At 64.7% G+C, this 22,787-nt stretch carries 26 protein-coding genes and 1 tRNA gene; 13 read left to right on the top strand and 14 right to left on the bottom strand.

Going from position 1 to position 22,787, the window contains the following annotated elements; translation table 11 throughout:
* Positions 1–82 precede the first annotated feature (82 nt).
* Complete coding sequence (locus tag PX52LOC_RS29645) at positions 83–805, top strand: glycosyltransferase family 2 protein (protein WP_149113477.1); 723 nt, start codon at positions 83–85, stop codon at positions 803–805.
* Positions 802–2,217, top strand: coding sequence for a hypothetical protein (locus tag PX52LOC_RS29640; protein ID WP_149113476.1), 1,416 nt, complete (start codon positions 802–804; stop codon positions 2,215–2,217). Before PX52LOC_RS29645 ends, PX52LOC_RS29640 begins: the two co-directional genes overlap by 4 nt.
* On the opposite strand, the gene PX52LOC_RS29635 is transcribed toward PX52LOC_RS29640, so the two are convergent.
* From PX52LOC_RS29635 to PX52LOC_RS29620, 4 genes are all read right to left on the bottom strand, one after another.
* Positions 2,200–3,084 carry an enoyl-CoA hydratase-related protein gene (locus PX52LOC_RS29635; protein WP_149113475.1) on the bottom strand — a complete coding sequence of 295 codons (885 nt, stop codon included), beginning with the start codon at positions 3,082–3,084 and terminating at the stop codon, positions 2,200–2,202. The two genes, PX52LOC_RS29640 and PX52LOC_RS29635, sit on opposite strands and share 18 nt — an antisense overlap.
* 26 nt (positions 3,085–3,110) lie before the next feature.
* Entirely contained in the window at positions 3,111–3,755 is a 645-nt protein-coding gene (locus PX52LOC_RS29630; protein WP_149113474.1) for a cell division protein FtsQ/DivIB, read from the bottom strand.
* Between the two features lie 8 nt (positions 3,756–3,763).
* On the bottom strand, positions 3,764–4,642 hold the full coding sequence (murB, locus tag PX52LOC_RS29625) for a UDP-N-acetylmuramate dehydrogenase (protein ID WP_149113473.1): 879 nt from the start codon (positions 4,640–4,642) through the stop codon (positions 3,764–3,766).
* Between the two features lie 108 nt (positions 4,643–4,750).
* Complete coding sequence (locus PX52LOC_RS29620) at positions 4,751–5,959, bottom strand: PQQ-binding-like beta-propeller repeat protein (RefSeq protein WP_149113472.1); 1,209 nt, start codon at positions 5,957–5,959, stop codon at positions 4,751–4,753.
* Between the two features lie 212 nt (positions 5,960–6,171).
* Here PX52LOC_RS29620 and PX52LOC_RS29615 point away from each other — a divergent pair, with 212 nt between their 5' ends.
* On the top strand, positions 6,172–6,696 hold the full coding sequence (locus PX52LOC_RS29615; RefSeq protein WP_168219286.1) for a HEAT repeat domain-containing protein: 525 nt from the start codon (positions 6,172–6,174) through the stop codon (positions 6,694–6,696).
* Positions 6,697–6,771: 75 nt separating this feature from the next.
* Here PX52LOC_RS29615 and PX52LOC_RS29610 read toward each other — a convergent pair whose 3' ends face one another.
* Together PX52LOC_RS29610 and PX52LOC_RS29605 are read right to left on the bottom strand one after the other, a co-directional pair.
* Positions 6,772–8,025: a serine/threonine-protein kinase gene (locus tag PX52LOC_RS29610; protein ID WP_168219285.1), complete on the bottom strand. Its 1,254-nt coding sequence runs from the start codon at positions 8,023–8,025 to the stop codon at positions 6,772–6,774.
* A 200-nt stretch (positions 8,026–8,225) separates the two neighbouring features.
* Positions 8,226–11,000: an ABC transporter substrate-binding protein gene (locus PX52LOC_RS29605; RefSeq protein ID WP_168219284.1), complete on the bottom strand. Its 2,775-nt coding sequence runs from the start codon at positions 10,998–11,000 to the stop codon at positions 8,226–8,228.
* Positions 11,001–11,228: 228 nt separating this feature from the next.
* Here PX52LOC_RS29605 and PX52LOC_RS29600 point away from each other — a divergent pair, with 228 nt between their 5' ends.
* The 4 genes from PX52LOC_RS29600 (at position 11,229) to PX52LOC_RS29585 (ending at position 13,300) form a co-directional block, all read left to right on the top strand.
* Positions 11,229–11,534: a hypothetical protein gene (locus PX52LOC_RS29600; protein WP_149113468.1), complete on the top strand. Its 306-nt coding sequence runs from the start codon at positions 11,229–11,231 to the stop codon at positions 11,532–11,534.
* Between the two features lie 166 nt (positions 11,535–11,700).
* On the top strand, positions 11,701–12,138 hold the full coding sequence (locus PX52LOC_RS29595) for a hypothetical protein (protein ID WP_149113467.1): 438 nt from the start codon (positions 11,701–11,703) through the stop codon (positions 12,136–12,138).
* A 58-nt stretch (positions 12,139–12,196) separates the two neighbouring features.
* Entirely contained in the window at positions 12,197–12,922 is a 726-nt protein-coding gene (locus tag PX52LOC_RS29590; RefSeq protein WP_149113466.1) for a TRASH domain-containing protein, read from the top strand.
* 27 nt (positions 12,923–12,949) lie between these two features.
* Entirely contained in the window at positions 12,950–13,300 is a 351-nt protein-coding gene (locus PX52LOC_RS29585; protein ID WP_149113465.1) for a hypothetical protein, read from the top strand.
* A gap of 111 nt (positions 13,301–13,411) precedes the next feature.
* On the opposite strand, the gene PX52LOC_RS29580 is transcribed toward PX52LOC_RS29585, so the two are convergent.
* Positions 13,412–14,308 carry an acyl-CoA desaturase gene (locus PX52LOC_RS29580; RefSeq protein ID WP_246173501.1) on the bottom strand — a complete coding sequence of 299 codons (897 nt, stop codon included), beginning with the start codon at positions 14,306–14,308 and terminating at the stop codon, positions 13,412–13,414.
* Between the two features lie 140 nt (positions 14,309–14,448).
* Here PX52LOC_RS29580 and PX52LOC_RS29575 point away from each other — a divergent pair, with 140 nt between their 5' ends.
* Positions 14,449–15,006 carry an SRPBCC domain-containing protein gene (locus PX52LOC_RS29575; protein WP_149113463.1) on the top strand — a complete coding sequence of 186 codons (558 nt, stop codon included), beginning with the start codon at positions 14,449–14,451 and terminating at the stop codon, positions 15,004–15,006.
* Here PX52LOC_RS29575 and PX52LOC_RS29570 read toward each other — a convergent pair.
* From PX52LOC_RS29570 to PX52LOC_RS29560, 3 genes are all read right to left on the bottom strand, one after another.
* The gene (locus PX52LOC_RS29570) at positions 14,988–15,401 is read right to left on the bottom strand and encodes a hypothetical protein (RefSeq protein WP_149113462.1); all 414 of its coding nucleotides are present in this window, start codon (positions 15,399–15,401) and stop codon (positions 14,988–14,990) included. The two genes, PX52LOC_RS29575 and PX52LOC_RS29570, sit on opposite strands and share 19 nt — an antisense overlap.
* A gap of 15 nt (positions 15,402–15,416) precedes the next feature.
* Positions 15,417–15,962 (bottom strand): discoidin domain-containing protein, encoded by a 546-nt coding sequence (locus tag PX52LOC_RS29565; RefSeq protein WP_149113461.1) that lies wholly within the window; start codon positions 15,960–15,962, stop codon positions 15,417–15,419.
* 174 nt (positions 15,963–16,136) lie between these two features.
* The gene (locus PX52LOC_RS29560; RefSeq protein ID WP_168219282.1) at positions 16,137–17,312 is read right to left on the bottom strand and encodes a class I SAM-dependent methyltransferase; all 1,176 of its coding nucleotides are present in this window, start codon (positions 17,310–17,312) and stop codon (positions 16,137–16,139) included.
* 158 nt (positions 17,313–17,470) lie between these two features.
* Here PX52LOC_RS29560 and PX52LOC_RS29555 point away from each other — a divergent pair.
* The 3 genes from PX52LOC_RS29555 (at position 17,471) to PX52LOC_RS29545 (ending at position 18,910) form a co-directional block, all read left to right on the top strand.
* Positions 17,471–17,543: transfer RNA gene (locus PX52LOC_RS29555), tRNA-Lys, on the top strand.
* 590 nt (positions 17,544–18,133) lie between these two features.
* A complete protein-coding gene (locus PX52LOC_RS29550) occupies positions 18,134–18,493 on the top strand; it encodes a hypothetical protein (RefSeq protein ID WP_149113459.1) in 360 nt (119 codons plus the stop codon).
* 39 nt (positions 18,494–18,532) lie between these two features.
* Positions 18,533–18,910 (top strand): hypothetical protein, encoded by a 378-nt coding sequence (locus PX52LOC_RS29545; protein WP_149113458.1) that lies wholly within the window; start codon positions 18,533–18,535, stop codon positions 18,908–18,910.
* A 60-nt stretch (positions 18,911–18,970) separates the two neighbouring features.
* On the opposite strand, the gene PX52LOC_RS43490 is transcribed toward PX52LOC_RS29545, so the two are convergent.
* The 3 genes from PX52LOC_RS43490 to PX52LOC_RS29535 form a co-directional block, all read right to left on the bottom strand.
* Positions 18,971–19,099: a hypothetical protein gene (locus PX52LOC_RS43490; RefSeq protein WP_261345043.1), complete on the bottom strand. Its 129-nt coding sequence runs from the start codon at positions 19,097–19,099 to the stop codon at positions 18,971–18,973.
* A gap of 75 nt (positions 19,100–19,174) precedes the next feature.
* Positions 19,175–19,453, bottom strand: coding sequence for a hypothetical protein (locus PX52LOC_RS29540; protein WP_149113457.1), 279 nt, complete (start codon positions 19,451–19,453; stop codon positions 19,175–19,177).
* Positions 19,450–19,842: a hypothetical protein gene (locus PX52LOC_RS29535; RefSeq protein WP_149113456.1), complete on the bottom strand. Its 393-nt coding sequence runs from the start codon at positions 19,840–19,842 to the stop codon at positions 19,450–19,452. Before PX52LOC_RS29535 ends, PX52LOC_RS29540 begins: the two co-directional genes overlap by 4 nt.
* 266 nt (positions 19,843–20,108) lie before the next feature.
* Here PX52LOC_RS29535 and PX52LOC_RS41120 point away from each other — a divergent pair, with 266 nt between their 5' ends.
* Complete coding sequence (locus PX52LOC_RS41120; RefSeq protein ID WP_168219281.1) at positions 20,109–20,246, top strand: hypothetical protein; 138 nt, start codon at positions 20,109–20,111, stop codon at positions 20,244–20,246.
* Positions 20,247–20,358: 112 nt separating this feature from the next.
* Here the strand turns inward: PX52LOC_RS41120 and PX52LOC_RS29530 are convergent, their stop codons facing one another.
* Positions 20,359–20,775, bottom strand: coding sequence for a hypothetical protein (locus PX52LOC_RS29530; RefSeq protein ID WP_149113455.1), 417 nt, complete (start codon positions 20,773–20,775; stop codon positions 20,359–20,361).
* Positions 20,776–21,193: 418 nt separating this feature from the next.
* On the opposite strand from PX52LOC_RS29530, the gene PX52LOC_RS29525 reads away from it, so the two are divergent.
* A complete protein-coding gene (locus PX52LOC_RS29525; protein ID WP_168219071.1) occupies positions 21,194–22,459 on the top strand; it encodes an IS110 family RNA-guided transposase in 1,266 nt (421 codons plus the stop codon).
* Positions 22,460–22,787: the final 328 nt, after the last annotated feature.

Genomic DNA, 22,787 nt, shown 5'->3' with positions numbered 1-22,787 from the left:
AAGAGCATTTGTCGAACCTTGCCTGCCTCGCCTAGAATGCACCGACGGTTCCCGACTCTCTCAACGAGAAAGGTGGCCTGACATGCGATGGCTCACCGCGATCCCGATTTACAACGAAGCCAAGAGCGTCCGCGACGTGCTGACGCAGGTCCGCGAGTACGCGCCGGAAATCTTGGTCGTCGATGACGGCTCCACGGACGGGACCGCGAAGTTGCTCGACCAGGAAGAGGGCATCCTCCGCATCGCCCACCCGCGGAACCGCGGCTACGGGGCGGCCCTTGAGAGTGCGTTCGACTTCGCCCGCACGCACGCCTACGACGTGCTCGTGACGATGGACTGCGACGGCCAGCACCAGCCGGACCGCATCCCGGTGCTGCTCGAACAGGTCGGCGGCGCGGACATCGTTTCCGGCAGCCGCTACCTCCGCGATTTCCGCACCGACACGCCGGCCCCTTCGGACCGGCGGTACATCAACGCCACGATCACCCGCGAACTGAACGAGCGGTACGGCCTGAACATCACCGACGCTTTCTGCGGGTTCAAGGCGTACCGTCTGAATGCCCTCCGCCAGTTCCGCGTGACGGAAACCGGCTGGGGGATGCCGCTCCAAGTTTGGGTGCAGGCGGCGAAGGCCGGGCTTAAAGTTACCGAGATCGGGGTGCCGAGGGTTTACCTCGATCCGTCGCGGGCGTTCGGCGGCGTGTTGAACGACCCGACGGAACGGCTGGCGTACTACCGCACGGTGATCGAGGCGGCCGATCAGGAGTGCGAGGCGCAGGTCGGCTGTTGCTCGGAGTTGGCGTGACTCTCTCGCACCGGCGGTTGCGGACGCCCGCCCGCGACCGGGCGGTGCTAGCCGAGCCTTCGTTCGACGCACTACCCGATCTTGTCGAGCAGAACCGGCGACGGCTCGACACCGACCGCGTTCAGATCGACGGCGTTCCGCTCCACGACATTCGCCAACTCGCCCGGCGGGAAATCCTCGGTTCGGTCGATTCGAAGCCTCTGATTGTGACCGGCCACCAGCCAGAACCGTTCCACCCCGGCGTGTGGGTCAAGAACTTCGCCGCCGCCGGCCTGGCACAATGCCTCGGCGGCCGATCGCTCAACCTGACCGTTGATAACGACACGGTCAAATCGGCCGACCTCAAGTTCCCCTCCTGGGACCGCTGGGAGGCAACTCGCGTTCGGCCGGCGGCCGTCCACGTCGCGCCCGTCCGCGGTGAACAAATCTGGGAAACACTCTCGCCTTCGGACGAAGCTGCCTTCCGCGCTGTGCCGGAGCGTGTCGCGGAAGGAACGCGAGTTTGGCCTTACGAGCCGATCCTGCCGCAAGCCTGGTCGCGCATGAGCGGCACGACGCTGGCCGAACGGTTCACGGCAGCCCGGCGATCGTTCGAGCAATCCTGGGGCTGTGACAACCTCGAACTCGCAGTGAGCCGCCTCTGCCGCACGCAGGCGTTTCAGCACTTCGCCCGCCACCTGCGGCACGACCATGGGCGGTTTCGCAAGGCGTACAACGCCGCCGTGCGAGGCTACCGCGTGCTCCACAGTTTGCGAAGCCGCACGCACCCCGTCCCCGATCTCGCGGATGACGAAGTCCCCTTCTGGCGGGTGGTCGGCCAACACCGTGAGCGGGCGACGGCCGCCACGCCGTCGGAACAATTGCGGCCGCGGGCGCTCACGCTGACGCTGTTCGCACGACTCTGCGTCGGCGACTTCTTCCTCCACGGCATCGGCGGCGGGAAATACGACGAGGTGACGGATCAGATCATCCGCGATTACTTCGACCTCGAACCGCCGGTCTTCCAAGTCGTCTCGGCGACGTTGCTGTTGCCGCTGCCGCACTTCGCGGCGACGGCCGACGACGTGACGCGGCAGACGCGACTCGTGCGGGACATTCACTGGAACCCGCACCGCCATCTGGCGGAGTGCGAACCTGTGGCCCATCTTCATCTGCGGGAGCGGCGGCCACCCGACCACTCTGGCCGCCGCCAGCAGTACCGAGATTTCCGAATACTCGCAGAAGGGTTGCGGCCGCTCGTGCAGGATCAGCTCTCGACAGCGGAGGCGAAGTTGAAGAGTCTACGCGAGGAACAGTCGGCGAACCGCGTCTTGCAACGTCGCGACTACTCGTGGTTGTTATACCCGGAGGCGACGCTTCGGCCGTTCCTCCAGGGCGTGCAACGGCGGGCGGCGTCAGGCGCGATCTTGTGAGTGATTGAACGCTGGCTGCCGCGCCGCGAAGAAATTGGCGATGAGTTTCCGCGACTCGGTCGATCCCGCCAGTCGTAAGAAACACTCGGCCTCGCGTGCCAGGGCCTGTTCGAGCGTCAACTCGGCCCCCGCGATCATCGTGGTGAGTGCCTCGCGGGCCGCGAGGGACAGGTTCAGGCTGGCGGGTCGGAATTCCCCCCGGGCGGCGGCGGGAACCCACTCCTGCTTCTGCCGCCGGACGGCGGGCCAACCGTCGATCAACAGCACCTTCATGGCCGACGGGAAGAGGTCGTCGGAATTGATCGGCCCGATTCCGAGTTCGACTTCCGCTGCCTGCATTGCGTTCAGGGTCCGCCCCGTGGTGAGCAAGTCGGCGGCGACCGGCAATCCGACGACCCGCGGCAACCGCTGGGTTCCGCCCCAGCCGGGGATCAGGCCGAAGTTCACTTCGGGCAAGCCGACTTCGACCTTGCGGTTCGAGCCGAGCAAAAGCACGTCGCAGGCCAGCGCCACTTCGAGACCGCCGCCGAGGGCCGGGCCGTCGATGATGGCACACGTCGGGAAGGGCAACGCTTCGAGTTGCAGGAGCACCCGCCGGCCGAGGTCGAGAACGGCCTTCACCCGCGGATCCTGCGGGGCGGCATCGGCGAGCAACTTCAGATCGGCCCCGGCGATGAACACGTCCGCCTTGCCGCTCTTGAGAATCACGCCCCGAATCTCGGTCTGGCGTTCGAGCAGGAGCAGAGCCTTCTCGAAGTCGCGCCACACGTCGAGGGTGAGCAGGTTCGTGGACCGGCCGGCCGAATCGAACGTGATAGTGGCGAAGCGGTCGTCGCGGATTTTCAGGCGAATGGAGGAGTCAGCCATGTCCGTACCTGCCGGAGTGTTCCGCCTCACCACCCGACGACCAGCACGCGGCCGGTCCGTTCGGTGATCCGCCAGCCGTTGTCCGTCTTGACCAGGGTCATCGGCCGAAACTGCCGGGCCAACTCTGCCGCCCGCTTCACGGTAGCGGTGTCCCACGCGACGCCGGACAATTCCGGGAGATCATCGACCATTTTCCCGTCGGGCAGCAGCACGCCGTAGGCGTCGACCATCCGCGGAACGGGCGAACCGTTCGTGACCGTCATCACCCGCAGAATCGGCTGACGGAACACGACCGTCAGGGTGTACCGACGGCCCACGGTTGTAACCCCGCCATCGACCGCTTCAACCGATGGGTGTTTCGCAAGGGCGGCGCGGATGCGGTTCGTCGCCGCGCTGTCATAACCGTTGAACGTGTCGGGCAGGTCGCCGAGGTAGCGGACTTCGGCCAGGAAGCTGTCTCGCTCGACCCACGGCGGAACGTCGAAGTCGAGGGCTGTTAACGGCAGTGTAAACCGCGAACGGTGTTCGATTGCAGTCGCGGCGGAAAGGCCGACCCCGACGACGGCTGCGATTGCGAGGAGGCAAACCGTCGTGGCGGCAGTCGATCGCGTCGGGAACCGCCACCGCGGCGCGGCGGGTTTGATCTTCGGCTTCGACGCTTTCCGGGCCATCGCAATCGTTACCAGATGTAAAGTTCACGTTCGAGCGTCACGCCCGTCTTCTCGCGGACGCGGTCCCGAACGTAGTCAACCAACCCTAGAATATCACGCGCCGTCGTGCCGGGGTGTGCCACGGCGTAATTTCCATTTCGCTCGCTGACCTCCGCACCACCGACACGATGCTTAGCAAGCCCCAACCGGTCCACCAAGGTAGACGCCGACCCGCCCGGCGGGTTGCGGAACATTCGCACGCCGGCCTGGAAGCTGAGGGGCTCGGTCGCTTGCCGTTGCACCCACATTCGGCGCATCCGCTTCAATAAACTGTCCGGCGACTCGCGGTCGAGGCTGAATTCCACCCACAAAATCACCGGCTCGTCGAGGTCACTGGCGTGATCGGTAAAAGCCAACTCGTCGCGGCTGCGGACCTGTTCCACGCCGTCGTCGGTCAGAACCGCGACTCGCTTGACGGACGAGCCGATCTCGCCGGTTCGGTCGCCGACGTTGCAGCGGACGCTTCCGCCGACACTGCCGCGGATGCCCACGAGCGTTTCGAGGCCGCCGAGTCCCACCTTGACGGTGTGGGCGATGAGGTCGAAGAGCTGCGCGCCGCCACCGGCCCGGACGACGTTGCCGGTCGTTTCGATTTTCGCGAATTCGCCGCCCTGCAACCGGACGACGGCCCCCGAAATTGGCTCGTCGCGGATGAGCAAGTTGTACCCGCCGCCGAGCATTCGCAAGGGAACTTGGTGCGTCTTGCAGTACTTCAGCACCGCCGCGAGTTCCGCCGGGGTGCGGGGTTGCACGAGGTAGTCGGCCATGCCGCCGATTCGCAGGTGCGTGTACGGGGCGAGCGGCTCGCGCTTCTTGGTGATTTCTGGGAACGATTCCACGAGCGACATTCAGCAGCCTCCGGTAGACCCACCCGCGGTTTGGCGAGCGGGGGGCGTCAGCCCCCTGATTCTATTCCTTGCCGTTCGAGAATCAGGGGGCTGACGCCCCCCGCTCGCCTATTTTCGAATGCAGAACAGGTGCTTCTCGCCGCGGAACAGGATCTCGCCGTCGGAGAACGCCGGCGAGGTGAAGCACTTTTCGCCGAGCGTGTTCTTCGCCAGAATCTCGAACGTGTCGGACGCCTTCAGAACGTACGTCGTGCCGGCGTCGTCGGTGAAGTAAATCCGTCCCTCGGCCGCGACCGTCGAACCGCTGAAGTGCTTGCCGAGGCGTTCCTTCCACATCAGTTTGCCGGTCTTCGCCTCCCAGCACGAACCGAGGCCGTCGTCGGTGACGACGAAGAAATGCCCGTTGTCGGCCACCGGCGACGGGACGTACCCGCCCTCCTTCTTCTTCGACCACGCGACGTGGGTCTTCGTGACGTTCCCGTTCCCATCCGGGCGAATCGCCATCACCCAGTATTCGGGGAAGCCGGCCGTCAGGAACAACAGCCCGTCGGACATCACCATGCTAGAAACGAACTGCTCAGTCGGGCCGTCCACGATCCAGAGTTGCTTGCCGGTGTCGGGGTCGTAGCCGGCCACGCACTTCGAGCCGGTCATCACGAGTTGCTTCCGGCCGGCCGCCTCGAAAACGACCGGCGGGCAGTACGACCGTGTGCGGTTGGGCCGATCGGTCCGCCAGACTTCGTCGCCGGTCTTCTTGTCGAAGGCGACGACGTAAGCGACCGCGTCCTGGTCGCAGTTCACGATCACAAGATTCTGGTACAGAATCGGTGAGCTACAAAACCCGTGCTGGGAGTGGAACTCGCCCGGCGACTTCTCCCAGACCTTCTGCCCGGTGGTGTCGTAACAGTACACGCGGACCCGCGGCTCGTCGTAGAACGTGAGGTACACCCGTTCCCCGTCCGTGGCCGGGGTGGAACTCGCGAAGCTGTTCAAGTTGTGCTTGCGTTCGAGCTTCGATGTGGTGAGGACCGTCTGTTCCCACGCGATCGACCCGGACTTCCGATCCACGCAGTACAGAACCCGCCGGCGGTCTTTCTCGACACAGCCGGTCACGAAAATCTTGCCGTTCGCGACGACCGGGGAGGAGTGGCCGGTCCCCGCGAGGGGCGTCTTCCACTTAACGTTTTCGGTCGGCGACCACGTCAGGGGGAAGCCGGTGTCGGCGGACCGGCCGTCGTTAGTCGGGCCGCGCCAACTCGACCAATCGGCGGCGGGAAGCACGGAAAGGATGAGCAGGCAGGCGAAGACGCGCGGCATGGACGCTCCCGAAACGGTCGAGGTGTGTGGTCGGCGGTACGGTTCATTGAATCATCTTCGCGGCGGATCGGGAACGAAAAATTCTCCCGGGCCGTCAAACGGGCACGGGGGTTCGGAACCCCGACGCCGGTTCGCGGGTTTAGATGTACGGGCCCGCTCCGGCGTGCTGTAAACTACCAACGTCATTCCCTCCTTTCCCTGGAGCCTTTCCAATGTCCCTTCGGCGTGTCATGAGAGCGTCTTCGGTCGGCCTGTTCGTCCTCGGCGTGTGCGGCCTAATCGCCACGGAATCGTTCGTCTCGGCCAACAAGGCAGAGGACGCGAAAAAGTACACCGAGCAGCTCAAAACGAGCAAAGACCCGAAGAAGCGGGCGGAAGCCCTGGAAGAACTCGGCAAGCTCGGCCAGATCATGAAATCGCTCGTCGAGCCGGCCCTGCCGGAGATCGCGAAGTCGCTCGATGACAAGAACGCCGACGTCCGCAAGGCCGGTGCGCTCGCCTACGGCCGCGTGGACCCCGATCCGAAGGACGCGGTGCCGGCCCTGGTGAACTTGCTCAAGAACGACAAGGAAGAAGCCGTCAAGATCGCGGCCGCTCAAGGTTTGGCCGCGATGGGCGATAAGGCGAAGGAAGCCGTGTCTTCGCTGCGGGAAGTTCAGAAGTCCGAGGACAAGAAGAGCAAGTTGGCAAAGGCCGCCGGCGAGGCGATGAAGTCGATCAACGGGAAGAAGAAGTAACGGCGAGATTCGTCCGGATCATCGAACCTTGTCACCTTAACGGCGACAAGGTTTTTTTACGCCCCGTCCGGGGTCTCAGCCCAACAAGAACGCGGCGATGGCGGCCCCGAGGCCGATGGACACGCCCAAGATGACGAGAAGCCCCCAGACCTTAGGCGGAATCCCCGGCCGGGCGACGACGGGCCGTGGCGAGCCGACGACGAACAACTCTTCGAAATCGCCTTTGACCTTTGGGGCGGCGGGCGGTTGAGCCGGTTGCGGCGGGACGTCGCTCGATGTTTTGCCGGCCGCGTCGCGGATCGTCGGCGTCTGCGACTGGTTCGCCGCGTTCGGGTTCGCCATCACCCGACTCGGCAAGGTGATGTTCGCCGACCGGCCACCGTCCGCGGTCCACGGCATGAGCGCGTCGGCCACTTCCGCCACCGTCTGGAATCGCTCGCCGGGTTGTTTGGCCATCATCTTTGCCACGACGGCCGTCAGCCCTTCGGGCAGGTCGGACCGAAACTCGGAGAGCAACGGCACCTTCCCGAACTGGTGCTGCATCAGCTTTTGCTGAGCCGGGACGCCGTCGTAGGGCGAGTGGCCGGTGAGCAGCGTGAAGAGAGTCGCGCCGAGGCTGTAGATGTCACTGCGGGCGTCCACGTCCGATTGCAGCCCTTGTTCCGGCGAGAGGTAGTCGATGGTGCCGAGGATGGCCTTCGAGTTCAGCACGCCGGTGAGGTTGTCGGAGGAACTCTGGATGGACTTGGTCAGCCCCATGTCGAGGACCTTGACGGTCCCGTTCTTGGTAATCATCAGGTTCTCGGGCTTGATGTCCCGGTGGACGAAGCCGCGCTCGTGGGCGTGTTGCAACCCGGCCGCCGCCTGAACCGCGATCTGAGCGGCTTCCGTCGCGCTGAACGGCCCCTTGCGGTCCACGACCTGTTCGAGCGTGACGCCGTCGACATACTCCATGACGATGTAGTGCGTGCCGACCGCCTGCCCGACGTGGTGGACGCGGACGATGTTCCCGTGCGTCAGGGCCGACGCGGAGCGGGCTTCCCGCAAGAACCGCTCGACCGAGATTTTGTTCTCCGCCAGTTCGCGGGCCAGCACCTTCACCGCCACCCGCCGTTTGAGCGTCGCGTGCTCGCCGAGGTAGACGGTGCCCATCCCGCCCTTGCCGATCTGGTCCAACAGGCGGTACGGCCCGAGCACGAAGCCCCGGAACTTACCGGCGAGCAATTGTTTCGATTGGAAGCGCGTGAGGACGCCCTGCTGGATGAGTTGCTCGGCGCACTCGCCGGAATTGTCCGGCAGGTCCGCCGTGGTGCGAAGGCGTGTTAACACGTCTTCATCCACGAGTTTGCTTTCTGCCAAGAGCGACAAAAATTCACTGCGATTCGCAACTGTTGGCATGACGAATTACCGTCCAAACGCACTGACCGGGGACTAATTCCGAAGTCTAGAACACCGTCCCGATCAGAATGCCTGGTTCTCGCGAAGGTGCGCGGAAAATGCCGGCGGAAGTGTCGGAGATGTGGTCGGTGTCAATCCTGGAGTTTCCATCTGGCAACACCGGCGAAGGCGTGATCCGGTGCGAGCCATTTCGGGTTCAGTGCTTCGCCCGTGTCGTCGAGGTAGAACTTCAATTTCGTGGAAACGACCATGTGCCGGTCGAGTTGCCACAGCGGAATGAACGGCATCGCCTCCACGAACCGCAGTTGCAGCCGCTGCGCCTGCGGTGAGAGTTTGCCGGTGAAGTCGGCGTGGTGGCGAATTTCTTCGAGTTGCTGGCCGAGGAGTTTGTCCTCGCGACTCGGGGACACGGTCCGCGGCGGGTACCGCATGAAATTTCGGCCCCCTTGCGACTGCGCTTCCGGGTCGAGGAGGAACCCGAGGCCGTAGGGGTACCAGTCGTCGCGGTACTCGAACGGCACGTAGGCCAACTCGAAGTCGCGGTCCTCGTACACACGCTTGTGGAAAACGACCGCCGGCAGTCCTTCGAGCGCGATCTTAATGCTCACGGCGGTGGCGGTGGCCGTTTCGATTTGCTTGCGCACCATCTCGCACGCGAAGCGGGACCGGGCGTCGTCGGTGGAGTACAGCAGCGTCAGTGTCTTCTCGCCGCCGCGGACGGCGTACTCGGACATCTTGGCTTGCGCGAGGCTGGAGTCGAACAACGGCGGTGGGACCGAGCCGGCCACTTTCGGGATCGGCCACGAGTTCGGCGGGAACGGGCCGACGAGCGCCTTGTGGAACTGCGAGAACCCCGCACGGTAGACCTTGTCCAGAATCTCCTCGCGGTCGATGGCGTGGGCCAGCCCCCGTCGCAGGGCCACGCTGTTCAGTTCCGGCCGCTGGTGGTTGATCGCGAGCATGTAGATGCGGCGGTTCGATTCCGTCGTCACGACATCGACCTGCCCCTTCAACTTTGCGGCCGGGGCGGTGAACTTCGCCAACTCGCCGGTCGGCACGTCGGGCAGGAAGTGGAGTTGCCCGGAGCGGAACAGCGCGGCGGGGTCGGCGACCTTCGCCAGATCCACGAAGTGGACCTCCTTAATGAACGGCTGCCCGATGCGGCCGGCACGGCGGGCGAACGTCGGGTTCGCGGCGAACACGACTTCGGTCGGCCCGTCGGTGGGTTGCCCCTTGCCGACGAACCGGAACGGCCCCGTGCCGACCGGCTTCAGGGCGAACACCAGGTCGTCGAGTTGCTTGTTCTCGGCCGTGAGCCACCGGGCCGGCAGAACTTTCGTGGTCATCATCGCCAGCGGGAACGGGTGGCCGCTCGCGAAGTTGATCCGCAGGCGGGTGTGGTCCTCGACCCGCACCGGGTCCGGCATCCAGTCGACGTACTCGCCCACCCACGTGTGTCGGTACTTGTCGCGGACCGCCTTCAGGGTGCCGGCCACGTCGGTGGCGTCGAGGTACTCCCGCCCGAGGCCGGCCCACTCGGCCGTCTTCACGAGCGTGAAGTCGCGGGACAGCCCCGCCGCCGTCGGCATCGCGTTCGCCAACACCGGGCGGTACTTCACCCCGTAGCTGTCGTCGGGAAGGGCTTCGAGCAACGGCTCGAAAATCAAGTCCACGGCCTGCCGCTCGCTGGGGAAGCGGGCCGTCAGGGGCGTCATCCGCTCCGGCAGGTGGCGGGCACCGACGTACAGGACGCTGTACGCCCCGGTCAGTTGCCCCTGCAAGTCGCGCAAGCCCGCGTGGCCGGGGTCGATCGTCTCCACGGTGCGGATGAGTTGCTGCGCCCGCTTTTGGTCGTTCTGCCGCAGGGCAACCGACGCCTGCTCGAAGAGGTTCTTCGCCTTCTCCTTCAGTGCCTCGCGGATGCTCTCGGCCGTCTCGCTCTTGCTGCCGGGGAAGCGGCTTTCGAATTCGGAGAGCAGGTCGCGGGCATTCTCCAACTCGGCCGGCTTCTCCGACTCCGTCGCGGCCAGTAGCGCTTCCGCGAGCCGGGCGGTGAAGACCTCTTCGAGCAACTTGAGGTTGTTCGGGTAAAGGCTCGTCATCCGACTGCCGAGCGACCGCACGAGCGCCCAGTCCTTCCGCTCAGACGCCAACTTCAGCCGCGTGAGACGGACGGCCGAGAGCGTGTCGGCGACCTTCGCCCGCACCTGCTCCCAGCCGATCCCCTTTCGCTTGCTCTGGTCGCGGGCCGCGTCGTGAAAGAGCAGCGCCCCGGCCAACAGTTGCTCGGCCGCCTCGACACGATCCTTGCGTTCGACCCCCGGCGGCTCCAAGAGCTTCGCGTTCACCAGCCGTTCGGCTTCTTCAACGATCAGTTCCTCGTAGTGCTCGATCTTGCGGACCTTCGTCGATTCCATGCGGCGGAGCGCCGCCGGTTGGTTACGATCGTCGAGGTCGAAGACGCCGAAGACCGGCGGAATCTTGCCAAGGCGGAAGGCCGGGATCGGCGTCACTCGTTGAGCCTTGTCCTGGAAGTCGGTGATGCGGTCGAACGCGACGACGTACCGGAGGAGCAGTGCCCGCAGTGGCGGCGAAGGCGTGTCGGCGGCGGCACGAGCGAGGTCTTCGATGCGGACGTAGTACGCCCCCTTCGGTAGGAACACGACCGGCGCTTCGTCGTCGATGGGAATGCTCTCGCGAACCTTCTTCGCCTTCGGGTCTTCGACCTCGGCGTAGGCTCCGGTGCCGCCGGGGACGGCGGGCGATTCCTTCTCGCCCTTCTTGTCGGTCTTCTTCGGAACGATCTGCCCCTGGCCGTTGATGCCAACGACGACGGTCAACAGAAGGAGGCCGAAGGAGAGCAGAAACGGCCGGACGTGTCGCGGGAGTGAGCGGGTGTTGTTCATGCGAAATTTCGGATTGTCGCGGAACAGAACGACGGGAGGTGGGTTCATCATATCGTGAGTCGGTGGCGAAAGGCGAGGCGAGAGTTACTCATTGACTTCTCACCACCTGCCTCTAACCAGACTGTGTGGAATCCTCCGCACCGGATTCCGACTCTTGATCCTCTCCCGCTCGACGGGGTGTCGCGGCGGTAAGGATCACACCCCCGTTCTCTTGTTAAGGGTTCACCCATGCGTAAGTTTGCTCTGGCCCTGGCCGCCCTCGCTTGCTCGTTCGGCCTCCTCATCGCTGGCGAAGTCGCGTTCGTCAAGTACGACGCCGACAAGAAGGAACTGACCGTCAAGGACGGCGACAAGGAAAAGGTCCTGAAGGTCACCGACAAGACGACCTTCAAGCGCGGCGACAAGGACGTGCCGAACGACAAGGGCATCGAGTCGCTCGGCAAGATGAAGGAAGGCAAGGGCAAGCTCGAAGTGACCGTCGAAAAGGACACCGTCACCGAAATCAAGATGGTCGGCGGCAAGAAGAAGAACTAAGAACCCCATAGGTTCAACGACTCGACCGGCCTTTCCTGTTGCGCTCGCGCGACCGGAAACGGCCGGTCGAGTGTTTTTTTGCACACCGCACGCCCCCTGACCGTTGCGAACCGACGGCCCACCGCTTACGATTGCAGTACACACACCAGCGGACGGGACCCCATTCATGGCGCGGAAACCGCAGAAGACCTCGAAATCCCAGATCGTGGCGTTCAAGGTCGAAGAAGAGTTGGCCGAGTTCCTCGACAACCTGCCGAACAAGAGTGACTTCATCCGCAAGGCGATCCTCGCGCAGTTCGGCATGACCTGCCCGCTGTGCGTCGGCACCGGCGTCGTCGCGCGGGGCGTCCACGACCACTTCAAGCCCGTCATCGAGCACCAGAACCAGAAACCGTGCGAGAAGTGTAAGACGCCGGTCAGTTTCCCGATGAACGCGGACGGCCTGAGCGGCGGCGAGAAGAAGCGGATCGAGCAGTTCCTGCACGGCGGGCCGCTCTACTGCCTGAAATGCTACCCCACGATCCCGCCGTGCGACGACTGCGGCTGGCACGTGCCGATGGAGAAGGTGGCCGAGCACTTCAAGCGGCAGCACACCCACGCCTGAAACCGACGGCGTCGAGCAACGTCGTATCCGCATCCCCGCCCCGTTCCGAGGTTTTCTCATGGGATCGCTGACACTCGCGCTGGCGTGTCTCTTCGTTACTCCGGCGGCCGATCCCGCACCGGCGAACGCGAAAGAAGCGTTGAAGCCGTTCAACCTGTTCGTCGGCAAGTGGAAGGGGACCGGAATCCCGGATACGGCGGGTGGCAAGCCGAAAGAGTTCTGGTCGGAAACGGTCGCGTGGGAGTGGCACTTCAAGGGCGACGACGTGTGGCTGACGGCCACCTTCGACAAAAGCCCGCACTACAAGACCGGCGACCTGCGGTACCTCGCCGACAAGAAGGCGTACACCTTCGAGGTCACGACCACCGATAAGAAGTCGCTCACCTTCCAGGGGCCGTTAACCCCGGGCAAGGGGAAGGAACAGGTTCTCACGCTCGACCGCACCGACGACACGGCGAAGACCACCGAGCGGCTCGTGTTCACGCTATTGCACTCCAACCGCTACCTCTACCGCCTGGACTCGAAACCGACCGCGGCGGCATCGTTCGCGCGTCAATTCCAGGTCGGCGAGACGAAGGAAGGCGAGAGTTTCGCGGACGTGCCGAAAGGCCCGGAATGCGTCGTCAGCGGCGGGACCGGCACGATGCGCGTCACGCACGGCGGGAAGACGTATTACGTCTGCTGTTCGGGCTGCCGCGACGCCTTCAAGGACGAGCCGGAGAAGTACATCAAGGAATACGAGGCGAAGTTAAAGGCCGAGGCCGAGAAGAAGGGGAAGAAGTAACCGACGTTGATTTCAAAGGGATGGCAGATGACTGCAGATCGCAAACTCCGTTTGGCCGGTTTCGCTTTAATCCTAGTCGGGACTATCGCCGCGATTATTAATGGCCGCGTCAACATCACGAAAAACAACCGAATGATCGCGTTGAGCGAGAATAGGCCAACATCGGAGTTGCCCTCCAGCGAATATCACACACGACTGCAAGAAGACCTTTCTGAACGGTGGCGAGCAGCCGAAAATGCGAGCGCGTGGCAGACGCAACTCGTGATTATCAGCTACATCACGATGCTTCTCATCGGGATGCTTGTCCTGAACGCCGCGAGGTCTTTGCCGACCGTGAGTTCGCCTTCTGCGTTGCGTGAAGGCTCGCCGATCGCTTGAGCTGGTTTTCCGTATTACTTGATCACCAGGCTATAGCACTCTCTACAGGCCGGAAAACGAAAACGGCACGGGTCATCCCCATGCCGTCGTCATATCGTCTTCAGTCGCGGCTCAACCCGCGACCGGCGTTTCCTTCACCGACTCTTGCTCGACGGTCGGCAGTTGGCCCTGCACGACTTGCGCGGCCGGCTTGGCCCCGATCAGGTTCTTTTGCTTCGCCCGAGCCGTCGGTTCACGCACGTCCCAAACCAGCCCGAACCACGACAGCATCTTGAGCGAGTAGTACGAGACGTCCACCTCGTACCACGCGAAGCCCTGGCGGGCACTGCTTTGATAGTGGTGGTGGTTGTTGTGCCAGCCTTCGCCGAAGGTCAAGAGAGCGATCAGCCAGTTGTTCCGGCTGTGGTCGGTCGTCTCGAAGCGGCGGTAGCCGAACAGGTGACAGACCGAGTTCACGCAGAAGGTGACGTGGTACACGGCCACCGTGCTGAGGACGAAGCCCCAGACCAGCCCCGTCGCCCCACCGAAGTACCAACACGCGAAGCCGAGCAGCGCCGGCGGCACCCAGTGGAAGCGGTCGAGCCACGCCAGTTCCGGATACTTCGTCCAGTCCTTCATCTCGTGCCAGTCGGTGTCGCCGTTGTTGCGGTCGATGACCCAGCCGATGTGCGCCCAGAAGACCGACTTCTTGATCGGCGAGTGCGGGTCGCCGTCTTGGTCGGAGTGCCGGTGGTGCTGGCGGTGTTCGCCGGCCCACCACATCGGTCCCTTTTGGAGAGCCGCCGACCCGCACGTGGCGATGACGAACTGGAACCAGCGAGACGTCTTGTACGCACGGTGGGCGAAGTACCGGTGGAACCCGGCCGTCAATCCCCAGACCCGCAGGCTGTACGTGACGGCGAACAGGGCGACCGCCCACCAGTGGAACTCGACGAAGAACACCGAGACGCAGGCGACGTGAATCGCCAAGAAGGGGAGGACGTTGACCCAGGCGAATATTGTCTGCACGGCTCGTTTGAAGGCGGCCGGTTGGGGAGCGGCGGGTAGGGTTGGCCGCGGCATTATCGGTTGAATGAGATGGCTCCTTGGTCGTTCGTTCGCAAGCGCAAGACGCCCCGGGGCGGGCGGAGGGAAAGAGACTACCCAGAATGTATAGGAGACGGGACGCCCCTCTTCTCGCATCTTGCCAAAAAAATCCTCGCATTTTTTCCCCGCCGTGGGAAGACGAAACGACCGCGGGTGCTAACTTGGGTGGAATGCTCCGATTTTCTGGTTTCGAAGCGTTCCCATTCACGAGAGCACTCGTTGCGGGGAAATTGTCCGACGCCGCTTTCCTTGCCGCTTGCGTGCCGGATGCGGTCGTGCGGTCCGCGTCCGCCGACGCAGCCGAGTGGCAGGCGAAAGCCCGTCTCGGGTTCGCGACCGCGACCCTCGAATCGCAGTTGGCGATCACCGGACGCACACCGGGCGAGTCCGTGACATTCACCTTGGCGAATCGCACGGCCGGGGCCGGACTCGGCGTGATGACGAAGCTGTCGTTCGACGACGCGGCCGGTGGAACGAACGTGGATTGGACCGCGGAGATCACGTCGCGAAGCGGACTACTCAAACTAGCCCCATCGTCGCTGCTGCAATCGCAAGTCCAGTCGCTGCTGAGTGATCTCTGGCAAAGTGTGCGGACGAAACTTCAGGACGCCGTGCCGTAAGCCTCGCGCTCGAAGCGGTTGTCGAAGTACGGATCTTGGCCGCGCCGCCACGCGAGAAAGCTGGCGAAGAAATACGCCGGCAGGAAGAACGGCCCCCACCGCTCGTACTGCCGAACGTGGACGTGTTCGTGATCGCGGCTCTTATCCAAACACTCTCGGTCCTGCCCAAGAACGACGTGTCCGAGCGTCAGTGCGGCGGCCGGGCCGAAAATCGGGATCGCCGTCGGCAGTCCGCGGGCGAGAAACCATCGGGCGAACCCGCCGTGAATCTCGACTACGCCGCGCACGACTTGGACGGCCCCGCCCGTGGCGAGAGCCATCGGCAACACCAGCAATCCCAGGAGCGTATTCGGACTCGCCCACAGGTAGCCAAGAATTCGACGCAACCGCAACATGCCCCGTAACGGACGCTATTCCACCTGAAACTCGCCGATACCCACGCACCCCGTCTGCCCCTCGTCCTTCGTCATAGTGAAGCGAACGGCCCGCACCGTGGTGAGCTTCTTCAGAACCCAGTCGAAGTCGTGCTTCTCGCCGGCCGCCTTCATCTCGTGCGTCTCCAGCACCTTGTCGTCCTTGTCGAGCAGTTCGAACTTGCCCTCTAGGACGAAGTAGCCGGTCGGGTATTGCGGGTCGCGGTTGCCGAGAACGGTCACGCGCTTCATCCGAACGTCTTCGGGGAACGTCACAGTAATCGTCGGCGTCTTGCCGTTTTGCGGGGCGTCGCCGTTGTTCGAGTACCACGACGTCTCCGCCTTCCCGTCGAAGGCGTGGGCCACCGGCCAGTTCGCCCACTCGGAACTCGCCGCGAGTTGGAGCTTCTCTCGGTGAGTCGTGATGAGGCCGTTCTCGTTCGTTTCGCCAACCACCGGCTTCGCCGTCTTCGGCACGGGCGCGGCCAAGCTCACGCCGAAAATGAGGGCCAGAGTAGTGAGGCCGATGAGGAACCGCGGCATGATGTTCTCCCGGTGCGGAGAGAATGGGACGCCCCGAGTGTAACAGATCGAAGAGCGGGAGAAAAGTTCTCGGCGGGGCACTGTTACACGTCGCCGGCCACCAACCGCTGGAATAAAGAAACTGGTGGAACGGGAATCAAGCGGTGAAGGAGAAAAGTTCTCGGCCGGGCACTGTTACACGCCGCCGGCCATCAACCGCTGGAACGGCTCGCCGAGGGCGGTTTCGATGTACGGCGTCACGCCCCAAAACTCCTTCAGCGCGCGGTACTCCCTCACGGCCGCAACCTCTCCGGCGTGTCCCGTGCGAACCGCCCGGATCATCAAGTTGCGGGCCGTGTGCTCCGGGCTGACGAACTCGACAACGTCCACCCGATACCCCATGACGCGCAGGGCCAGTGCCCGGAACGAGTCGGTGAGAATGTCTGCCGTGCGCTCGTGCAGGATGCCGTGCCGTAGCATCGGCTTCAGGGCTTCCGCCGGCCCGGCCGCCTGTAGTAAGCGGTTCAAATGATGGTGGCAGCACGGCACGCTCATCAGCAACTTCGCCTCGCTCCGCACCGCCTGTGCCACGGCATCGTCGGTGGCCGTGTCGCACGCATGGAGCGCGACGACGATGTCGGCCCGCGTACTCATTTCGCCGATCCGCCCGCACGCGAACGACAACCCCTCCTCTTTCAACCGCTCGGCTTTCTCGACGCTCTTGCGAATGACACTCTCGTTCACGTCCACTCCCAGCAACGTGGCCGGAACGCCCAGAACGTGGTTGAGGTAGTGATGAACGGCGAGCGTGAGGTAGCTCGACCCGCACCCGCAGTCGAGAATCTCGACCGGCCGTCCATGGGACTTCAGCCCGGTCGGTTCGAGAACGTGTTGCAGGTGCTTGAGAAACTCGTTGATCTGCGTGAACTTCGGCCGCATGCTCGCCCGCACCTGTCCGTCGGCGGTGAGGATCCCCATCGTTTCGAGCAGTCGGTCGGCCCTTCCCTCGGGCAACGGCAGTTCCTTCTGGCGGTTGTGGCCTGAGTCGGGAACTGCTTCGCCGACCGACCGTCGTGAGACGTGGGCTTTTCCCTTCTTGCTCAGCCGGATTTCGAGTTCCCCATGCCGCGTTCGGACGTAGACGTTGGCGAACCCGATCGCGTGCAACCCGCGCAGCGTTGCCTCGGCCTCTTCCCGCGTTTCGTTTTTCGTGAACGCCTGCCGGCGCTCGAACTGTTCGAACTGAATCCGCGGCTCGCCGCGCACTTCGACCGGCCGGACGACCACGCGAATCCACGCCGTACCGGGGTCACGCCGCGGCAATCCGCCGAAGGTCGCCCGGACGAAGTCGCCGCCGAGTACGGCTGTCAAAAGGGTATCGAGGGGCGGATCGGCAGTTTGTTTCACCCCATCATCGTATTCCGAAAACGCCCCCCGAACCTCCTGACCGGATGCGGCGTCCTTCCGGCGAGTAAATTTCATTCGAGCACTCTTGAAGCACAGGAATCGGCTTCTAGAAAGATTGTGCCGCCCCGATAGCTCAATTGGCAGAGCAGCTGACTCTTAATCAGCGGGTTGTAGGTTCAAGTCCTACTCGGGGCACTAGAAAATAAACACTTCTCGCCGGTTCCGGCTAACTCACAAAAACCCATTGGAGCACGGTTGCAGCGGCCGGGGTCAATCTGACCCGCGGCCGAATCAGGATCCAACGTTGACAGCCTGAAAAGAATATCACGGAAATAATTCCGCAACTGCCGTCGCCCCCAAGATTTCTGACAACGAGTCTTCCACCGTGGGGGCGCAATTCGCGGGCGAGGGCCTGTTCTCCCTCCCGCGAGGCCGGCCCTGAATTCTACGCCTACCCCGCGGGCCGGCGCGATATCCTGCACCTGCCGCCCGCCCGCGGTCCCGACGACGGGGTTCGGCCAACCTACTCCCGGCCGCAGTCGTGGTACGCGGCGAGTGCCTGCCCAGCAATGTCTCGGGCAACCGCCGCAGTCCGCGCCCGGCAACCCATCTGACCCGAGCGAGCGGGCCGCGAACTTGTGGGTTGGCCGGCGTTACCGGCGAACCCTCGCCCCGCTCCTGCCGCTGAGGAGAGATCGACTTGACGCGACGGCCGGACGCGGCTACCCATCATCGCGACCATCCCGCCCCCAATAATCCCGACACTCAATCGGGCGGTGCAGCGTATGAACGACCGGGAATGGGCCTACCTGTTGAGGGCACTGCCGTCGCAGGCCGGCACCTTGATCGTGTGCCTGACGGCTGTGGTGTTCGCGGTTTTCAAGATGGGCCGACACCCAAAGCCCGCGGGCCTGACACTGGCCGGCGCGGTGATGACAATCGCCGCGACCGTCGTGCCGACGGTCTTCCACGCGATCGCGTACACCAACCCTGCCCGCGGAAGTAAACAACACATCGAAGACCTGAATCTCGCCGGGGACGTGGGTCGCGTCGCGTACCAGGTCAAAGCCCTCGGGATGGCGCTCATCGTCGCGGCAGTGTTCTCCGGCCGACAACGCCAAGACCGACCACGAGGATACGAGTAAGCCCCTTTCGCCGCCGCGTCGCCGAGTTGAGAAAGACCAATGAACGAACCCCGGCCATCCTGTGACCGGGGGCGATGTCGTAACCAGTTTCAGCACTCGGCCCCTTGCCTCACGAACTCCCCGCGGCATCTCAACACAGCCGCCGTACCTCTTGCTGCACCGCTCGCGACTCACACCCCGATCGAGATCGGCCAGCTTCACGCCCTCTACGGCAACGGCTGTCATCATCTCCCGATCTTCCCGCCGGACGCGGCCGAGGGCTACGCGGGTCAGTTCCACCAGTTCCCGTCGTTCGACTTCCGCGGCTGGGTCGATGGCGTGCGGGTCGTTGGCTTCCTCTATGGGGACCGCGTTCGGCGAGGGCGGCGGGCCGAGGAAGGCCGGCCGGGCGAGGCGGCGGGGAGAGGAAGGACGTGAGTACGACGTGCGTCCATGTCGTCGGGGCGGCGCGCGTTGGGTTGTACCCGCTCGCGACTTTCAGCAGTCGCAGGAGCAGTCTTGGCGGATGTCGTCGAGGTCCGGGCGCTGGCCGGCCCGGCGGGTGATGATATCGTTCGCCCAGGGCATCACGGACAGGATCTGGTTGTTTCGTTCGTCGGTGGACATGGAAGGCGTCTCCGGTGTTGGGGGTGGGAAGAATGGGGATGTGGCCGGCGACGTACCGGCCACGGTCGGGCGGCGTCAGTGCGTGCCGTTGGTCTCGCCGTTGCAGGTACAGAGCTTGTCGTCGCCCGTGCCGTTCGCGGACGGTTCGACGCTCTGCATTCGGTAGGCGATGGGTTCGGGGACGGAGGGTGTCTCGGCGGTCGGCTTCTTTGGGGGAGCGGTCGGGTAGCCGTTAGCCTTCTTCCAGCCGTGGACGAACTCGGCGTTGAGGTCGAACCCGCCCCCCTCGCCGATGACGAACTTCTCGCTGGCGTACTGGCGGGACGCCGTCAGCCGCTTGCGGACCTCGTTCATCGATTCGGGGGGCCAAAGTGGGCCGGCTGGTCCCACGGCGACCACATGTTCGACACGAACGGCTCTCGGCGGTAGGCGTCCGGGGCGGCGGCGGCGATGGCCTTGATTAACTCTTGGGCCGCGGCGACCAGGGCGTCCGTCGCCTTCATGACCTTCACTGCGGCCTTCTGCTTCGCCGGCCGGGCGGTCGCCCAGACCGCACAGACCGCCCAGACCGCGCACCCGCAGAAACGCTTGTGTGCTCGGCGGAACTCGCCGGCCAGGGCGGTCACGTCGCGGACGACCCGCTCCACGTTGCCCATCCGCCGACACTCGCAACTCTGGGCCGCCCGCAACTCGGTGGCCACGATGCAGCGGCCCCGAGCAGGCTCGTGTCGGTCGCGTACCATGCTTCCCGGCGGTGCCCTCGTGCTTGATGTGGTCCAGGCAGTGCGAGGCCCGCTCCTCCGACACGACGGCCGTCTCGCCGTTCGGGAAGGCCACGGGGATCGCCCCCATCTGCACGCCCTCGGTCTGGCAGTTCTCGTCGCGGCCGTCGCCGGTCGGCCCATCACTCCACCCGTGACCGCACCACGTTCGAAGGACGGCCGTGTACCCCTTCTCGTAGGTCTCGCACTCCTCGCAGTCGTCCACGTCGATGGAGTCGTGGATGAGGATGCCCCGCTTGCGGAGTTCCTTGTCATCCTCGACGTTGAACGGCTTCTTTGCGGCGGCCGGCGTTTCGGTGGTCTCGGCCCTGTCGTCGATCTCGGTCGTGGCGTCGGTGGTCGTGGTCATCTCAAAACTCCTTTGATGTGACGAGCGCACGCGAAGTGCGTACAGGCCCCCGCGACGGTGCGACCCGTCGTTGCCGCTATTCGGGGGTGGTGGGTGAACCCTCCCCCACAAGGGGGAGGAAAGGCGGGTCAGACGGTGATCGGCGTCAGCGGCCCGACGGTCAGGCCCGCGGCGGTGAGGGACTTCGTCGCCCCGGCAAGTGTCGCCATCAGGGTCGCCCGTTCGCGTTCAGCGAGCCACTCGGCCGGGTCGGGCAGAACGCCCGCGGCCAGCATCGACAACACCGCGTCAACGTGGGCACAGTGGTGAGCGAAGTGGTGGCCGGCAAAGGTACACACCCCGGCCTTCCAGGTGTCTGCCAGCGTGACGCGGTGGGTGTCCGCGGACGGGGCCTTCCGGGTGAAGACGACGACCGGGCGGCCGTTCGGCTCGCGGACGATGGCGAGAGTGTAGGACTTCACGCCGCGACTTTGGACGATGTGGAGCGTGCCGAGAGGGGGAATCACTGCCGGTTTATTACCGGCAGTGTTCGCGGTGGCGGACATGGGCGAGCCTGGTGTTTTTTTACGGGTATGAACCATTCAGACGCCGCGAGCTGCGGCGAGGCACGCTCGTTACGAACCGCCGGTTGTCGTTGAGGACACCGCCGCATGAGATGTCCCACGCGGGTGTGGGGCAAGAAGCCACGCCTTCTCCCGAAGGCTTGGGGCCGTTCCTTCTTGGGGCCGGTCGATGATGGCTATGGGCCGCGAGCCCGTTTTTTTAACTGACCACCCCTACGGCTCACCCGCATGAGCCGCGAGCTCGAAGAGGTAGATGCCGCTCGGCCCAATCGCAATGGAGTCCCAGCACGACGACCGGACGGTTCGCGTGCGCATACCGCCGCCGTGCGTTCCGTGCCGCGAGGCCCCGCCCGTACGAGGGCCTCGCGGCACGGAACGCACGGGCCGAAGGGAGGTCGGGATGAGGTTCATCGGGTTGGACCTGCACAAGAAGATGCTCGTCGTGTGCGCCCTGGACGACCGGGGCCAAGTGCTGTTCCGCGAGACCGTCGAGTGCCGCCGCGAAGCCCTGGAGGCGTTCGCCCGTGTCAAACTCCAGGCGACCGACCGGCTGGCCGCTGAGGCGACCACCAACACGTGGGCGGTAGCCGACATCCTCCGGCCGTTCGTGGCCGCCGTCACCGTCGGAAACCCGCTCCAGATCAAGGCCATCGCCCAGGCCAAGGTGAAGACGGACAAGATCGACGCCGAGGTGCTGGCGCACCTGCTCCGGTGCGACTACCTGCCGACGGTCTGGACGCCGGACGCGGCCACCCAGAAGCTGCGGCAGCTCACCACCGTCCGCGGCGGGGTGATCGCCGACCGCACCCGCATCAAGAACCGCGTCCAGAGCCTGCTCGCGCAACTGCTCGTCGTCCCCCCGGTCAAGGTCGTGTTCTGCCGCAAGGGGGTGGCCTGGCTTCGGGCCGTCGCGCTGCCGGCCGAGGTGCGGTCGGCCGTGGACCTGTACCTGCGGCTGTACGACGCGGTGGACGCCGAGCTGAAGAAGATCGACGACCAGCTCATGGGGATGGCGTACGACGACGGCCGGGCCAAGCTGCTCATGACGTTGCCCGGCATCGCCCACGGCGTCGCCCTGTCGCTGCTCGCCGCCCTCGGCGACATCGGCCGGTTCCCGGACGGCGACCACGCGGCCAGTTACCTGGGGCTGACCCCGCGGCTACGGCAGTCGGCCGGCAAGCGGCACTACGGCGGCATCACCAAGGCCGGGTGCCCGCAGACCCGCGCCATGCTCGTGCAGGCCGTCCAGGCGGCGTCCGACCACCCCGGCCCGATCGGGGCGTTCTTTCGCCGGCTGCGGAAGAAGAAAAAGTACAACGTGGCGGTGATCGCCACGGCCCGCAAGCTGGTGACCATCGCGTACCTGATGCTCAAGCACAACGAGCCGTACCGATACGCCAAGCTGGATGTCGTGAAGAACAAGCTGACCGACTGCCGGCGGAAGGCCGGGTCGGCGAGCCGCTCGGAGCACGAATCGGACGGGAGCCGGCTGAACGACCTGTACCGGGAGCACGGGCTGCCGGCATGCCAGCCGCCGGCGGCGTGGTCGGCCGGCGAGCGGCGGGGCCACGCCGACCCGGCTGTGACGGCCTTCGCGGAGGAGGCCCACGGCCCGCCGGCGAAGAAGTCGCGATCGAAGCGGAGGGCATCAACCACGTCCGAGTAGCGACACGATCCTCCTCTTCCGCGAGGGTGCGGCCCGCCGGGTGGCGGGCCGCACGCGGTCGCCTTTTTTTATCACTTGGCCCGTGGCAGCAACCGACGTGACGTGGGCATCGGATGCCGGATGAAATCCCGCAATCCGGAGAGACTACGCTTGACAGGGTTCAGAGGTACCACCAGGATCCACGGCATAGACCGGTTCAGTTTTTTTACCTGAACCGGTCGGCAGCGTCGGCAGGTACGCCCAATGTCGCTTCGCGTGCGTTCGCGTAGGTGCGAGAAGCCCGGCACTCGGAAGGAACATCGTTGCGTCTCCGTGGGCGTTCCTTCGA

Origin of the sequence: Limnoglobus roseus, from assembly GCF_008254045.1 — a bacterium.
Taxonomy (GTDB): Bacteria; Planctomycetota; Planctomycetia; order Gemmatales; family Gemmataceae; genus Limnoglobus; species Limnoglobus roseus.
The sequence above is the reverse complement of the archived record's forward strand: the minus strand, read 5'-3'. Positions and strand labels throughout refer to the sequence as shown.